Annotated in this window: 15 protein-coding genes; 4 read left to right on the top strand and 11 right to left on the bottom strand. The window is 62.1% G+C overall.

Going from position 1 to position 13,655, the window contains the following annotated elements; all coding sequences use genetic code 11:
• The 8 genes from NKH36_RS13275 to NKH36_RS13310 form a co-directional block, all read right to left on the bottom strand.
• Nucleotides 1–615 (bottom strand): hypothetical protein, encoded by a 615-nt coding sequence (locus tag NKH36_RS13275; RefSeq protein WP_352962547.1) that lies wholly within the window; start codon nucleotides 613–615, stop codon nucleotides 1–3.
• Nucleotides 616–808: 193 nt separating this feature from the next.
• Nucleotides 809–1,903, bottom strand: a complete 1,095-nt coding sequence (locus NKH36_RS13280; protein ID WP_352962550.1) for an ABC transporter ATP-binding protein — start codon at nucleotides 1,901–1,903, stop codon at nucleotides 809–811.
• Between the two features lie 10 nt (nucleotides 1,904–1,913).
• Nucleotides 1,914–2,747 (bottom strand): carbohydrate ABC transporter permease, encoded by an 834-nt coding sequence (locus NKH36_RS13285; RefSeq protein ID WP_352962552.1) that lies wholly within the window; start codon nucleotides 2,745–2,747, stop codon nucleotides 1,914–1,916.
• 14 nt (nucleotides 2,748–2,761) lie between these two features.
• Nucleotides 2,762–3,697, bottom strand: a complete 936-nt coding sequence (locus NKH36_RS13290) for a carbohydrate ABC transporter permease (RefSeq protein ID WP_352962555.1) — start codon at nucleotides 3,695–3,697, stop codon at nucleotides 2,762–2,764.
• Between the two features lie 88 nt (nucleotides 3,698–3,785).
• The gene (locus NKH36_RS13295; protein WP_352962558.1) at nucleotides 3,786–5,045 is read right to left on the bottom strand and encodes an ABC transporter substrate-binding protein; all 1,260 of its coding nucleotides are present in this window, start codon (nucleotides 5,043–5,045) and stop codon (nucleotides 3,786–3,788) included.
• 26 nt (nucleotides 5,046–5,071) lie between these two features.
• Nucleotides 5,072–6,247 carry a PLP-dependent transferase gene (locus NKH36_RS13300; protein WP_352962561.1) on the bottom strand — a complete coding sequence of 392 codons (1,176 nt, stop codon included), beginning with the start codon at nucleotides 6,245–6,247 and terminating at the stop codon, nucleotides 5,072–5,074.
• Nucleotides 6,244–6,984: a FadR/GntR family transcriptional regulator gene (locus NKH36_RS13305; RefSeq protein ID WP_352962564.1), complete on the bottom strand. Its 741-nt coding sequence runs from the start codon at nucleotides 6,982–6,984 to the stop codon at nucleotides 6,244–6,246. The genes NKH36_RS13300 and NKH36_RS13305 overlap by 4 nt, the downstream gene beginning before the upstream one ends.
• Nucleotides 6,985–7,209: 225 nt before the next feature.
• Entirely contained in the window at nucleotides 7,210–7,905 is a 696-nt protein-coding gene (locus NKH36_RS13310) for a TetR/AcrR family transcriptional regulator (RefSeq protein ID WP_352962567.1), read from the bottom strand.
• Nucleotides 7,906–8,101: 196 nt separating this feature from the next.
• Here NKH36_RS13310 and NKH36_RS13315 point away from each other — a divergent pair, with 196 nt between their 5' ends.
• Together NKH36_RS13315 and NKH36_RS13320 are read left to right on the top strand one after the other, a co-directional pair.
• Nucleotides 8,102–8,590 carry a RidA family protein gene (locus NKH36_RS13315; RefSeq protein ID WP_352962569.1) on the top strand — a complete coding sequence of 163 codons (489 nt, stop codon included), beginning with the start codon at nucleotides 8,102–8,104 and terminating at the stop codon, nucleotides 8,588–8,590.
• Between the two features lie 159 nt (nucleotides 8,591–8,749).
• Nucleotides 8,750–9,502 (top strand): haloacid dehalogenase type II, encoded by a 753-nt coding sequence (locus NKH36_RS13320; protein ID WP_352962572.1) that lies wholly within the window; start codon nucleotides 8,750–8,752, stop codon nucleotides 9,500–9,502.
• Nucleotides 9,503–9,633: 131 nt separating this feature from the next.
• On the opposite strand, the gene NKH36_RS13325 is transcribed toward NKH36_RS13320, so the two are convergent.
• The 3 genes from NKH36_RS13325 to NKH36_RS13335 all read right to left on the bottom strand — a co-directional run bounded on the left by NKH36_RS13325 (nucleotide 9,634) and on the right by NKH36_RS13335 (nucleotide 11,900).
• A complete protein-coding gene (locus tag NKH36_RS13325) occupies nucleotides 9,634–10,083 on the bottom strand; it encodes a DNA polymerase III subunit chi (protein ID WP_352962574.1) in 450 nt (149 codons plus the stop codon).
• A 19-nt stretch (nucleotides 10,084–10,102) separates the two neighbouring features.
• Nucleotides 10,103–11,614: a leucyl aminopeptidase gene (locus NKH36_RS13330; RefSeq protein WP_352962650.1), complete on the bottom strand. Its 1,512-nt coding sequence runs from the start codon at nucleotides 11,612–11,614 to the stop codon at nucleotides 10,103–10,105.
• Between the two features lie 103 nt (nucleotides 11,615–11,717).
• A complete protein-coding gene (locus NKH36_RS13335; protein WP_502912032.1) occupies nucleotides 11,718–11,900 on the bottom strand; it encodes a hypothetical protein in 183 nt (60 codons plus the stop codon).
• Here NKH36_RS13335 and NKH36_RS13340 point away from each other — a divergent pair.
• Both NKH36_RS13340 and lptF read left to right on the top strand, forming a co-directional pair.
• Nucleotides 11,890–12,270 carry a hypothetical protein gene (locus NKH36_RS13340; RefSeq protein ID WP_352962638.1) on the top strand — a complete coding sequence of 127 codons (381 nt, stop codon included), beginning with the start codon at nucleotides 11,890–11,892 and terminating at the stop codon, nucleotides 12,268–12,270. The two genes, NKH36_RS13335 and NKH36_RS13340, sit on opposite strands and share 11 nt — an antisense overlap.
• 166 nt (nucleotides 12,271–12,436) lie before the next feature.
• Nucleotides 12,437–13,639: an LPS export ABC transporter permease LptF gene (gene lptF, locus NKH36_RS13345; RefSeq protein ID WP_352962577.1), complete on the top strand. Its 1,203-nt coding sequence runs from the start codon at nucleotides 12,437–12,439 to the stop codon at nucleotides 13,637–13,639.
• Nucleotides 13,640–13,655 lie beyond the last annotated feature (16 nt).

Raw genomic sequence — 13,655 nt, forward strand, 5'->3', positions numbered from 1 at the left:
CTAATTCGAGCCCCTGCCCCAGCGCGGCGGTGGCGGCTGCGAATTCGGATTTTGCGGTCGCCGTCCGCCGAAACGCAACCCCAACAGCAGCCCGATCAGCCCGGCCGCCATCAGCGAGAAGCCGACCGGCCGCGCTCGGCGGTCGATCTCGCCGACGCCGGAGCGCAGCACGAGATCCACCGCCCGCAGCTCGATGCCTTCGGCGTCGCCGGGGCCGACGGTGAAGATGTAGGGGCCGGGGCTAACCGTCGGGATCAGGCCTGCCTCGTCCCGAAAGATCTTGTCCGGCAGTTGCGGGCTGACCTGGCGCGGATTTTCTGAATGAGTGAACTGCAGCGTCGAGGCGAGCACCGTCCTGCCGCCGGTGGCGGCGGTCAGCGTCAGCACGGTGCGCTGTTGCGAGACGACGATGCGTTCGGTCCTGGCGGTGAGGTCGACCAGAACCCGCACCGGCGCGTCACGGGCGGTGAGCGGCACCGTGACCGGCTTGAACCGGCCCTGTTCGAAGACCCGCCAGCTGCCGATCTCATGGCCGGAGAAATTGGTTATCGCCCAGGGATAGACGACGCCGATGCCGGTGCCGGCGAGCAGGATCAGAAGAAACAGAAAGCGCATGCGCTCGACTACCTTGCCCGGATATTAGCATTAGCGCCGCCGCGGGCGCGTTCCATTTCGTCCAAGAGCATGTCGAGGCCGAGATCGAATGTCGTATCGAATTCGGCGGCGCCAAGATAGACAATAGCATCGGACGCAAAGGTGGGAACCGGTGTTGGGGAAATTCGAATGATCTGAGAGGCCGAAAGGAGGATCAGCCCTTCCCCTTCTGGAGGCTCGCTGCGCGCTTTCCAGTCTCATCGAACAAATGCAGATGTTGCGGCGGGAAAGCCACCGTCACCGTCGGGCCGGCCGTCAGCGCAGCCCGGTCGAGCGTGAAGACGTTGAATGGCAGGCCGTGCAGGCCGAGATGCAGGATGATGCCGAAGCCGGTCGGCTCGATCAGGTCGACCGTCGCCCTCAGGCTGCCCTCCGAGGCCGGCGACATCTCGACATGCTCCGGCCGGAGGCCGAGCGTCACCGCTGCGCCTTCCTCCAGCTGATAGGCTGACGATAGCGCAATCAGCGTTCCATCAGGCAATCGTGCGCCGGCCGTCTCTCCACTGACCTCGTAGCGTGCCGACAGAAAATTCATGGCCGGCGATCCGATGAAGCTGGCGACGAACAGGTTGGCAGGGCGGTCGTAAAGTTCCAGGGGGCTGCCGACCTGCTGCACCACGCCCCCATGCATCGCGACAATCCGGTCGGCCAAGGTCATCGCCTCAATCTGGTCGTGGGTGACATAGATCGAGGTCGCTCCGAGATCGCGGTGCAGCTTCTTGATCTCTGCCCGCATCTGCTCGCGCAGGCGCGCGTCGAGATTGGACAGCGGCTCGTCGAACAGGAATGCCTTGGGCTGCCGCACGATCGCGCGGCCCATCGCGACGCGCTGGCGCTGACCGCCCGACAATGCCTTCGGCCGCCGCGCAAGCAGCGGCTGCAGCTCAAGTTTCCGGGCCGCATTGCTGACAGCGGCCGTGATCTTCTCGCGGGCGGCCTTACGGATCCGTAGGCCATAGCTCATGTTCTCGGCGACATTCATGTGCGGGTAGAGCGCGTAGGACTGGAACACCATGGCGATGTCGCGGTCCTTGGGTGCCCGCTCATTGACGCGTATGCCGTCGATCCGGATCTCGCCTTCGGTCACCTCCTCGAGCCCGGCGATCATGCGCAGCAGCGTGCTCTTGCCGCAGCCCGACGGACCCACGAGCACCACGAACTCGCCGTTCTTTATCGCCAGGTCGACGCCGTGCAGCACGGAGACGATGCCGAAATTCTTGCGGACGTTGCGGATGTCGATCGATGCCATGAAACCTCACTCAGCCCTTGACCGCGCCGGCCGTCAGGCCCTGGACCAGATAGCGCTGGATGAACAGGAAGAAGAGGCAGGCCGGGATCAGCGCCAGCACGCCGGCCGCCATCATCTGCCCGAAATCGACCGAAAACTTCGACACGAAGGTGAGCAGGCCGACCGGAAACGTGGCGGCGCTGTTGCCCGAAATCAGCATCAGCGCGAACAGCAATTCGCTCCATGCGGCGGTGAATACAAAGCCCAGCGTCGCCGCAATGCCGGGCAACGTCAGCGGCAGGACGATCTGGCGAAACGCCATGAACTGCGTGGCGCCATCGATCTTGGCGGCCTCCTCCAGCTCCTTGGGAATGCCGTCGAAGAACGACTGCATCAGGAATGTCGCGAAGGGGATGTTGAAGGCGGTGTAGACGATCACCAGCCCGGTCAGGCTGTTGGTCAGCCCGAGCGGCGAGAGCATCTTGAAGATCGGCGCGACCAGCATCACCAATGGAAACATCTGGGTGAGCAGCATCAGCGCGACCAGCCAGTATTTGCCGCGGAAGGTGAAACGCGACAATGCATAGCCGGAGAGGGACGCGAGCAGCGTCACGATCACGGCCGTTGCGCCGGCAACGATCATGCTGTTCCTGAAGAAGACCGGGAATGCACTATGGGCCAGCACGAAGCGGAAATGTTCGAAGCTCATCCGCGACGGCCACATCCGCACGCCCTCCGAATAGAGCAGGTCGTTCGGCGTCACCGATACTTTCAACAGCCAGAACAGCGGGAATAGCGCGAAGACCACGTAGCAGAGGATCGCCAGGCGGTGCAGCGCGGTGCCGAAGGTCGAATACCTGTTCATCTGGTCATCCCCGATCAGGCCCGATCCATCAGGACTTGCCGAAGCATGACGATCAGCATCGAATAGGCGAGCAGCAGGATGAGCAGCACCAGCGCAATGGCCGAGGCATAGCCGAAATCAAGCGCCCTGAAGGCCTGCGTGAAGATGTAGCTCGCGACGATCTGCGTACGGTCGGCAGGCCCGCCGCTGGTCATCACGATGATCAGGTCGGCGAAGTTCGAGATCCAGACGGTGCGCAACAGCACGGTGATCGCAATGGTCGGCGCAAGGAATGGCAACGTGATCGACGTGAACCGCCTGACCGCACCGGCGCCATCGATCGCCGCCGCCTCGTAGAGGTCGCGCGGGATGGCCTGGAGCGCGGCCAGCAGCGTGATGGCGAAGAACGGAATGCCCCACCAGACGTTGGCGATGATCGGTCCCCACATGGCAAGCTGCGGATTGGAAAGGATGTTGGCCGGCTCACTCATGAGGCCGAGCGCATAAAGCCAATGCGGCAGCGGTCCGATAACAGGGTTGAACAGCCACGCCCAGTTGAGCCCGGTGAGGAAAGTCGGCACCGCCCAGGGCAGGAACACCAGCGCCTGCGCTATGGCGCGGCCGGTGAAAGGCCGGTCGAGCAACAGCGCCAGGATCAGGCCGAATACGAATTGCAAAAAGACGGATGCGCCGGTCCACCACAGCGTGTTGCGCAGCGCGCGGTAAAAATTGTCGTCGTCATAAAGGGTGCGAAAATGATCGAGCCCGACATACCCGCCGGAGAATGGGTTGAGCAAGTGCACGTCGCGGAAGGCGTAGGATAGGCCTAGCACCAGCGGCGCCAGCATGATGGTGGCGATCAGAATCAGCGCCGGGGCGGTGTAAAGATATGGCTCGGCGTGGCTCGTGATCCGGTCGACCAGCGACCGGCGGCGCGATTCCGGGAACCCGGCGGTGGCGTCAAAAACCATCAGCTAACGCTTTCGTTCCAATTGGCCATGGGGCGAGATCTATCGGAGCCACCCGCGACGGGCGGCTCCGATGCTCTAGGTCCGCCGTTTATTTCTTGGCCAGGTATTTCTGCTGCGCCTTAGTCAGATAGTCGGCCCACTGGTTGGCCATCTCCTCTGGCGTGATATCGCCGAGCAGTGCCTGTTGACTGGTTTTGATGACCATCGAGTCCTTGAAGAAGGCGAACTCCTCGAGATAGGTCGGCATGACCGTCGGCACCGCATCCTTGTCCTCAAGTTCGGTGAACCAGCCCTTGAACTGCTCGCTCGCGTAGAAGGGATCCTTTTCGGCCGACTTGTGGACTGGCAGCGCTCCGGTGCGCTTGTTCCACTCGATATTGCCCTCGGGCCCTTCGAGCGTTTCGATCAGCTTCCAGGACAGGTCCTTGTTCTGGCTGGCCGCCATCATCGACCAACCGGCGTAGCCGATGGTCGGGAACGTCTCGCCGCTCGGCCCCTTCGGCATGGTCGTGACGCCGTAGTCTTCCGGCTTCATCCGCTCGGCGATTGCGATCAGTGCGTCTGGATCCTGATCAAGCATTGCGCAGGTGCCTGTGTAAAACCCGGCGACGATTTCGTTAAAACCCCAGTTGACGCTGTCCTTCGGTGCCAATCCCTTCTTGTACAGGTCGACGACCCAGGTCAGTCCCTTGACCCAGCCTTCGCTGTTCATCGTCGAGGTGCCGTCTTCATTGAAGAACTTGTTGGACCCGGCCATGGTTGCGCCGAACATGATCCAGCCGTTGAGGCCGCCCGGCCCGCCGCGCAGGCAGTAGCCATATTTGCCCGGAAGCTTGGATACTTTTTCCGACGCCGCCACGAACTCGTCCATCGTCTTGGGCGGCTCGGTGACACCAGCCTCCTGGAACAGCTTCTTGTTGTAGAACATTGCCCGAAGATAGAAGCCGTAGGGCAGCATATAGGCGGTGTTGTTCACGTCGCGGCCGAGTTCGAGCGCGCGATCGGTGAGGCCCGAGGTGTGCTCCCATTTGGCAAGATAGGGTTCGAGGCTCTCGAGAAGGCCGTTGTTGGCATAGAGCGACAGCCAGGTGTCCGGCATCTCCATGACGTCGGGGATTTCGCCGGCGGACACCATGGTCGCGAATTTCTGGAACGCCTCGCCCCAGGGCAGCGAGATGACCTCGACCTTCGTGCCCGGATTGGCAGCCTCGAATTTGGAGACGATCGATTTCAGGGTTTCGGTGCGCTCGGGGCTGGTGATCACCTCTACGAGCTTCAGCGTCGTGTCGGCGAGCGCAGCACCCGACATCAGTACGGTGGCGAATGCGGCGATAAGAAGCTTCTTCATTTCCGTTCCCTTCTTGTCTGGTTGCTTCAGGTCTTTTCTTCGGAAGCGGCGTCGATCGCCGTTTCCAGGTCACTCCACAGCGCCTCGGTTCCCTCGAGGCCGACATGGAGACGCACGGACCGCGGATGGACGCCGAACGCCATCGCGGAATTGGGTTGGGCCTTCTGCTGCAGCACGACCTCGCCGGGCACGATGAGGCTTTCGTGGCCGCCCCACGACACGCCCAGCTTGAACAGCTTGAGGCGGTCGGCAAACGTCCGGATGTCGATGCCGTCGCGGAAAACAAATGAGAACAGGCCCGACGTGCCGGTCAGCCCGGCGGGAAGCAGGTTGGCCAACCCCGGGTGGCAGACCTTTTGGACGATCGGATGATCCTGCAGGCGCCGTGCGATTTCGAGGCCGGAGGCCTGATGCGCGCGCATGCGGATCGGAAGTGTGCGCAAGCCGCGAATCAAGAGCCAGGCGTCGAATGGCGACAGCTTGCCGCCGAGATATGGGTAGGCTTCGCCGCGGATGCGGCCAATCAAGTCCTTCGAGCCCGCGACCACGCCGGCGACGACATCGCTGTGGCCACCCAGATACTTGGACGCAGAGTGGACAACAACATCGACGCCGAGCGACAGCGGCCGCTGGAAGACCGGGCTGGCCCAGCTGTTGTCGATGATGGTCGGGATGCCGCGGGACTTTGCCAGCGCAGCGAGCGCGCCGATATCATGGGTTTCCATGACCCAGCTGGTCGGGCTTTCCATATAGAACAGCTTGGCGCCAGGCAGGGCGCTCGCGACAGCCGCTTCGTCGCGCCCGTCGACATAGGTCACCTCGATGCGCATGCGCGCGAGCAGCGTCCCAAACAGCCGGAACGCGTCCGGGTAGATATGCCTGACCGCGACGATGCGATCGCCGGGCTCGACGAAGCTCAGCACTGCCGACGAGATGGCGGACATGCCGCTTGCAAAACCGATCGCGTCCTCGGCGCCTTCCAGCTTTGCGAGCATTTCCTCGAACATGCGCACGGTCGGGTTCAGCCCGCGCGTGTAGGTCGGCCGCACCTTTTCGCCGCGGTATGTCTCGAGCATCTCGTCATAATTCGGGAAGGTGAAGAGTGAGGTCTGCACGATCGGCGGCACGACGGCATCGAAGGCGTTGCCCTCGTCATGCGCGGCGATCAGCGATGCCTGGTCGAAAAAATCGGGACCGTTCATTTCGACATTTCCTCGATATCCTCTTCCACGATCTCGAGGATCTTCAGCGCTTTTTCGCGCGCCAGCTCCGCGTCGCTGGCGACGATGGCATCGAACAGCTCGCGGTGATACGGGAACGAACGCCGCGCGAAATCCTGCCGGTCGAAAGGATGGTCCCAGAAGCGCTCGAACGCTTCGCGCATCTGCCCCAGGAGCTGCCGGAAAAGCGGATTGTGCGTGGCGTCGTAGACGGCCAGGTGAAAGGCCAGGTCTTCCGGACCCGACGTGCCGGTGGCGAGATGGACGCGCTCCATCTCGATGAGTTTTTCCTCGATCGTTCGCAGATCGTCGACTGTCCGCCGCCGCGCCGCGACCATGCTTGCCTCGGCCTCGATGCCGCGGCGTACCTCGAGGGTGTGCAAGAGACCGTCGCGCAGCTCTGCCGCATCGAGCGACAGCGGCAAATGGATCGTGCCGGCGGATATCGGCTTGAGCAGATAGGTGCCGCTGCCCTTGCGGGTCTCGGTGACGCCGAGCGCTTCGAAACGCCCCATCGCCTCGCGTATCGTCGAGCGCCCGACTGAAAGTGTGGCCATCAATTCGCGTTCGGTCGGAAGCCGGTCACCGCTCTTCAGCGCCGCGCGCTCGACATAGTCGGCCAGCGCTTCCATAACCTGCTTGCCGCGATCCAACGGTGGGAGCGTGGCGATTGCCACACGCGCGCCAGGTGCCCCGGGCAGTTCGCCGCGCACTCGCATGGGTACCTACATCCAAATTGGTCTGACATCTTAGCAGTTTTGCGCGCGACCGACCTTTCGTCAAGTGGCCTGGGCAGTGCTCAGTTTGCCCATTTCGGCTCACGACCGTTCCGGAACCTTAAACCTTGCCGCAAAGGCTTCTTCTGCGACGTTGCAAATCAGGTGCAAAACTGTCGTTTTAATCGGGGATTTTGCGACAGTCGCTTTGAGCCCCCAAGCTACCTTTCAGCCTCTTCTTGGAGAGAGGCCATCGAGGAGGAAGCCGAGGCCTTTCCGGAAGGTGCCACCCCAATCGTTATCCAACAGCAGACGAGAGCGTTCGATTGTCGGATAGCGTTCGCTGACACGTGTAAGGTGCTGCTGCGCGGCGGACCGGTCGTCGTCCGAGAGGTCGAAGCTCGCCCGGGTGATGGTGGCGCCCATCACATAGTTCCAGAGCGACCAAATCGCGACGTTCAGATCTGCGTCTGCAACACCGGCTCTGGACAAGGTCTTGCTCAGCAGTTCTAGGCGACTGAGCATGTTCGGGCCGAGCGCCCGGCGCGGCAACAGCGATGCCGACCAAGGATGGCGCAGCATGCTGGCGCGCCAGTCTTCGAGCATATGAACGACCTCTCCGCGCCAGTTCCGAGACTCAACCATTTGCGGCGGTCCGCGATATTCGAGCACCGAGTCGAGCGCCAGATCAAAGAGATCCTCTTTGTTGTCGACGTGCCAATATAGGCTCATCACGCCCGAGCCGAGGCGATCGGCCAGCCGGCGCATCGTCAACCCGTCGACTCCCTGGACGTCCAGCAGTTCTACCGCGGTCGTCACGATGCGTTCCCGAGAGAGCGGCGGTTCACTGCGCGGCTCCTGCACGGGCTGGAGCCGCTCATTTATCCCTCGTTTGCTCCGGGCGCCGCTGCGTTTGGCAGCCATCCGTCTCCCTCGCTGTTCAGAACGTCGATTTTGACCGGCAACGCAACGAATGTCGATCTTGAACGATTGACTCGTACGACGTACCATACGATGACTCGTACGTCGCACGAGTCGTCGTATGGGCGATGCGGTTAAAGTTCAATCATGCCGGCCGCGAGGGCACGTTGCTAGCGGTCCGCAAAGCCAAAAGAAAATCATGTCGCGCGCAATCAAGCATCTGCTTATCGGAGGGCTAATTATCATGACCATAGGAGTTCCCACTGCGACGACCGCGAATGAGAATGATCTCAAGCTGACCATCGTCAATCCACAAAACCTCTACGACCCGTCGCCGAACGGCTACAGCACGGCGGTGATCACGCCCCGCGGAGCCCGGGTGGCCTACATCTCCGGACAGGGCGGCCAAGACAGCACGGGAGCCTTGTCGCCCGACTTCGCTGTCCAGGTCGAGCAAGCCTACGCAAATTTGCGCACCGCCCTCGATGCGCTCGGTGCCAAGCGGGAGCAGGTCGCCAAGCTCACGGTCTTCGTGGTCGATCACGATATGTCCAAGCTTGAGGTGTTGACCAAGAACGTCAAGAAAATGTTCGGGGAGGCGCTGCCGGCGCAGACCCTGATTCCCGTTCCCAAGCTTGCAATCGAGCCCATGCTCTTCGAGGTGGAGGCTGTCGTCGTTCTGGAGTAGTGGTGCCGGTCGCCTTTCGCAAATATCCTAAGCTTCGCGAATAGTTTCACCCTGTCCATCCAGGTTTGACTGTCGCAAATGTCTCTCGCAAAAATGGGTGTCTCGCGACCGATTTTTGCGATAGCCGCAAGGGGCGCTCGCCACCCGAATGCGACGGTCATGCATGTGCGGATCGAGGAGCCGAATGTGATGCCATTGGATGGCGTACGTACCTTGCTATTCGACGTTTTCGGCACTGTCGTCGATTGGCGCAGCGGCGTGGCGCGCGAAGCTGAACCGTTCCTGAAGCGGCATGGAGCAGGATCCGCCATCCCTACCGCTTTCGCGGATGCGTGGCGCCGCCGTTACTCCCCAGCGATGGAGGAGGTGCGCAGCGACCGGCGACCCTTTACACGGCTCGACGTGCTGCATCGGGAGAATCTGGAAGCTGTTTTGCCAGAATTCGGGATCGACCCGGCTTCGGTGCCAGCGTCCGAGCTGAACGAACTGAACCTGGCATGGCACCGATTGGAGCCATGGCCGGACGTGGTGGCCGGCCTCACACGGCTCAAGGCCCGTTATGTCATCGCGCCGCTCTCGAACGGTAACATCGTCCTTTTGCTCAACATGGCGAAGCGTAGTCGCATCCCCTGGGATGCGATCCTCGGCGCCGAGGTCGTGCAAGCGTACAAGCCGATGCCGGAAGCCTATCTTCGCACTGTTGACGTGCTGGCAATGAAGCCAGATGAGATCTGTCTTGTGGCCGCCCACAATGGCGACCTTGCAGCGGCTCGGGCATGCGGACTACGAACAGCCTTTGTCCGCCGTCCGACCGAGCACGGGTTAGCGCAGACCACGGACTTGCACCCTGATCAGGCCTGGGATTTGGTGTCCAGCGACTTCATTGACTTGGCTGAACGGCTTCAGTTGTAACGCGTCTCAACCATCAGCAAACCACCCCTTCAGGGTTCTTCCACATTTCGGTCCGATGCTTTCTTCGGCGTCGTGACCCAATTGCGCAGCGATCTGATCCCAGGTTGAGGATAGCCAAGGCGGCAAGCTTACTACGCCTTGCGCTCCCAGCGCCGGTCTGAAGTCTGCTGCCAGTAGGTGACAGCGTGGCCGGCTTCCTTCATCGTCTTCCAGTGCGTGCGCGCCGCCTCGACCTGGGCCGCATCGTGGCCGTCGAACAGGAACACGGCGCGCTCATAACCCCCAAGCTCCGGCGGCGCCGCGCCGTCAACCAGAAAGCGTATCTGCGCCCCGTTCGGATTGTCCTGGCCGGTTGTCAAAAGGATCGGCTGCTCGGCCAGATGGGATTCGCGGTCCGTCGCATGCGCCAGGAACGAATCGTCCCTGAACGTCCATAGATGCTGGTCCAGCACGTCGCGCCGCTCCTCGGTGCCGGTCTGCACCACGGCACGCCAACCGCGATCGACACTGCGTTCGAGCAGGCCGGGCAGCGCATCCTCCAGCGTCGATTCGGTCAGATGATAGAACAGGACGTCGGCCATGATCGCGCCTTGAAACGCCTCACCCCTCGTAGCTGTCGCGCACCAGCCGGTCGAGCAGCCTGACGCCGAAGCCGGAGGCCCATGACTGGTTGATCTCGCTGGACGGCGCGCCTATCGCGGTGCCGGCGATGTCGAGATGCGCCCAAGGCGTATCCTTGACGAAGCGCTGCAGGAACTGCGCCGCGATGATGGCGCCGCCATAGCGGCCGCCGATGTTCTTCATGTCGGCATTTTTCGAATCGATCAGCTTGTCATATTCGGTGCCGAGCGGCATCCGCCACACGCGTTCCTGCGTCGCCTGCCCGGCGCTCGCCAGCCTGTTCGCCAATTCCTCATTGTTGGAGAACAGGCCGGCATAGTGCTGGCCCAGCGCGACCATGATGGCGCCGGTCAGCGTCGCCAGATTGACCATGAATTTCGGCTGGAAGCGATCGTTGCAGTACCACAGCGCATCAGCCAGAACCAGGCGGCCTTCGGCGTCGGTGTTGAGCACCTCGATGGTCTGGCCCGACATCGACGTGACGATGTCGCCGGGGCGCTGTGCATGGCCGTCGACAGCATTTTCCACCAGCCCGATGATGCCGACGACATTGGCCTTGGCCTTGCGGGCGGCCAGCGCGTGCATCAGCCCGGTCACCGCGGCGGCGCCGCCCATGTCGCCCTTCATGTCCTCCATGCCGGAGGCGGTCTTTATCGAATTGCCGCCGGTGTCGAAAGTGACGCCCTTGCCGACGAAGGCAACCGGGCTGTCCTTGGCCTTGCCACCGTTCCATCGCATGACAGCCAGGCGGGCGCCACGCGGCGAGCCTTGCGCAACGCCGAGCAGCGCGCCCATGCCGAGCTTCTTCATGTCCTTCTCGACCAGTATCTCGACCGTGACGCCGAGCGCTTCCAGTTCGTTGACGCGGGCGGCGAACTCCACTGGTCCGAGTATATTGGCCGGTTCGTTGACCAGATCGCGCGCCAGGAGTACCCCGTCGATCACCGCCACCTCGTCGGCGAAGGCCTTTTTCGCCAACGCCGGATCGGTGGTGTGGATGGTCACCTTGACCGGCTTTTTGGGCTCGGCCTTCTTGCCGTCGCGCTGGCCGTCGCCATTGTCTTTTTTCGTCTTGTACTTGTCGAAGGCGTAGCTGCGCAGAAGGATGCCCGCGGCAAGCTGTGCCGCTTGCCTGCCGCCGACGTCAGCACCCGGAAGATGAAGCACGACGGCCACCTCTGTCGCCTTGCGCAAGGACGCAGCGATGGTGCCGCCAAGCTTGAGCCAGGCATAGTCGTCGAGCCCCGAGACCTTGCCGGCGCCGACCGCCACCAGCCGGTCGAGCGATGTGCCCTCCGGCGCCAGCACTTCGACCAGGCCGCCAAACTTGCCGGAAAAGTCGGCCACCGGAAACGCCCGCTCCAGGGTCTTTGCCGGATCGCAAGCCTTTGCCGCGTCGCCGAGACCGCTATCGTTGGCCGCCAGCACGAAGACACTGCCCTTTTTGGGCGCCGCGAATTTGGCGAAGGCGATCGAAGGTCTCGAAGTCATCATGTCCTGCTTTCGGGAACGGCGTTGGGTTTTTGGGAGAGTGCCTTGATGAAACTAGATATTTGGCTGTTTCCGACCGGAAGCACCACCCTATTTTTTTTAATCATCGCCCCTGCCTGACGATCTGCTGGGAGACTGCCTTGGCCTGAATTCGGGCATTGGCGAAGCAACCGCGAATGCTTGGCCGCATGCCGGTAAACCACAGGCCGGGCAATTTCGGGTCGGTCTCGCCGCCGTTGAATAGCGGAACGCCCTTGCCGTCGAGGACGCCGAGCTTGCCGACCATGCGCTCGAGCCCGGTGCGGTTGCCGGTCGCCGCGAGACGATATCGGGAGCGATACCAGGACAAGCGTCGGTACGCCGGTCTTTATCAGCGCATGGGCGGCGGCCAGCCCCGCCGCGCCGGCGCCGATCACAATCGCACCGTGAAAAATCGATTCGTGGCCGGTTTGACTGCGCAATTCTGTTACTTCTGCGTCCATGCCTGTACCTGTCGCAGCCACGGCGGCCATAACCGTGATCGGCGCGACATTTGGTCGTTTTCCGGCATTTGGCAAGACTTTGCCGGAATCCGATCCCATATGGCGGATGGAATCGATGGCGATTCGTCGCGGCACGGCCCCGCCTTCCTGCCGCAACCTGTTGTTAACCATTGATGTTCGCCCTTTCTTATCCATTGCCGCCGACACTCCGGCCCACCGGAAATATCGATGTGGGACGGGAACCAGATCGAACCGCCAACGGACCGGTTGTACAGTCGTCGCCGGGCGACTACCTTGTCTGGAGGCATGATGCCGTTCGGCAAAATCGAGAAAAGCCTTCATGAAGGTCGTTGAACGCTACATCATGCGTCGTGCGTTGGCGGTCTTCCTGGCAGCGCTCATATGGACGCTGGCGATCGTATGGACGACGCAGGTGCTCGCCCGCATCGACCTCGTCACCGACAGCGGGCAGTCGGCGCTGACCTTCTTCGAGGTCGCTGCGCTGATCATTCCGTCGATCGTCCCGATCGTCGTGCCTTTCGCCCTGGTGGTCGCGGTCGCTCAGACACTGAGCGCGATGAATTCCGATTCTGAGCTTGCCGTCTTGAATGCCGCGGGCGCTTCGCGCTGGACCATCGTCAGGCCGATCATGCTTCTGGCGCTGGCGGCCAGCGTCTTTTCGTTCGCCGTCGACAACGGCGTCGATCCCTATGCACGACAGAAAAACCGCGAACTGGTGGCGTCGTCGCGTGCCGATCTGTTGTCGCTGATCATCCAGGAAGGCACCTTCCGCAAGATCGACGACGGCCTGTTCCTGCAGATTGGCGAGCGGCTTCCGGACAACCGCCTTGGCGGCATCTTCGTCGCCGATTCGCGCGAAGAAGGCGCCAACCTCGTCTACTACGCCAAGACCGGCGCCATCATCGAAAACGGCGACGAGAAGGTGCTGATGATGAACGACGGCGTCATCCATCGGGAAACACTGGCCGGCGATCTTTCGGTCATCCGGTTCACCTCCTATGCTTTCGACCTGTCCGCCTTCATGTCGGCTTCATCGGACGTCTTGCTTTTACCGAAGGACCGGACAACCCAGTACCTGCTCAATCCCAGTCCGAACGACAAGGTGTTCCAGAAAAGGCCGAACAAGTACCTGGCCGAACTCCACCAGCGTTTTTCCGAATGGTCCTATTCACTCGTCTTCGCGCTGATCGCGCTTGCGGTCGCGGGAGACGCGCGCTCCCATCGCGAGGCGCGGATTCATCCGCTGATCACGGCGATCGCGATTGCGCTTTTCGTGCGCTGGCTTGGTTTCTTTGCCGCCGGCAAGGCCGACAACGTTCCGCAATACACCTATATGGTTTACGGCGTTCCTATCGTGGCATCCGCGGTCGCGACATGGTTCATCGTCTCCAACCGGACCATGGAGCTGCCGGTCGCCTGGGCCGACTGGATGACGAATTTCGCCGGCCGCTTCGGTGACGGCTGGAGCGCCCTGAAGCTCCGCTTCGCCGGGCGCGGCGCTTCTGGCCAAGGGGCCGGCTGATGGGCTGGACACGCTA

Origin of the sequence: Mesorhizobium sp. M1312 (genome assembly GCF_040318115.1) — a bacterium.
In the GTDB taxonomy this organism is placed as follows: domain Bacteria; phylum Pseudomonadota; class Alphaproteobacteria; order Rhizobiales; family Rhizobiaceae; genus Mesorhizobium.

Coding starts and splice junctions, on each gene's coding strand:
- NKH36_RS13275 (WP_352962547.1), bottom strand. CDS start 615: ATGCGCTTTCTGTTTCTTCTGATCCTGCTCGCCGGCACCGGCATCGGC.
- NKH36_RS13280 (WP_352962550.1), bottom strand. CDS start 1,903: ATGGCATCGATCGACATCCGCAACGTCCGCAAGAATTTCGGCATCGTC.
- NKH36_RS13285 (WP_352962552.1), bottom strand. CDS start 2,747: ATGAACAGGTATTCGACCTTCGGCACCGCGCTGCACCGCCTGGCGATC.
- NKH36_RS13290 (WP_352962555.1), bottom strand. CDS start 3,697: ATGGTTTTTGACGCCACCGCCGGGTTCCCGGAATCGCGCCGCCGGTCG.
- NKH36_RS13295 (WP_352962558.1), bottom strand. CDS start 5,045: ATGAAGAAGCTTCTTATCGCCGCATTCGCCACCGTACTGATGTCGGGT.
- NKH36_RS13300 (WP_352962561.1), bottom strand. CDS start 6,247: ATGAACGGTCCCGATTTTTTCGACCAGGCATCGCTGATCGCCGCGCAT.
- NKH36_RS13305 (WP_352962564.1), bottom strand. CDS start 6,984: ATGCGAGTGCGCGGCGAACTGCCCGGGGCACCTGGCGCGCGTGTGGCA.
- NKH36_RS13310 (WP_352962567.1), bottom strand. CDS start 7,905: ATGGCTGCCAAACGCAGCGGCGCCCGGAGCAAACGAGGGATAAATGAG.
- NKH36_RS13315 (WP_352962569.1), top strand. CDS start 8,102: ATGTCGCGCGCAATCAAGCATCTGCTTATCGGAGGGCTAATTATCATG.
- NKH36_RS13320 (WP_352962572.1), top strand. CDS start 8,750: ATGCATGTGCGGATCGAGGAGCCGAATGTGATGCCATTGGATGGCGTA.
- NKH36_RS13325 (WP_352962574.1), bottom strand. CDS start 10,083: ATGGCCGACGTCCTGTTCTATCATCTGACCGAATCGACGCTGGAGGAT.
- NKH36_RS13330 (WP_352962650.1), bottom strand. CDS start 11,614: ATGACTTCGAGACCTTCGATCGCCTTCGCCAAATTCGCGGCGCCCAAA.
- NKH36_RS13335 (WP_502912032.1), bottom strand. CDS start 11,900: ATGGTCGGCAAGCTCGGCGTCCTCGACGGCAAGGGCGTTCCGCTATTC.
- lptF (WP_352962577.1), top strand. CDS start 12,437: ATGAAGGTCGTTGAACGCTACATCATGCGTCGTGCGTTGGCGGTCTTC.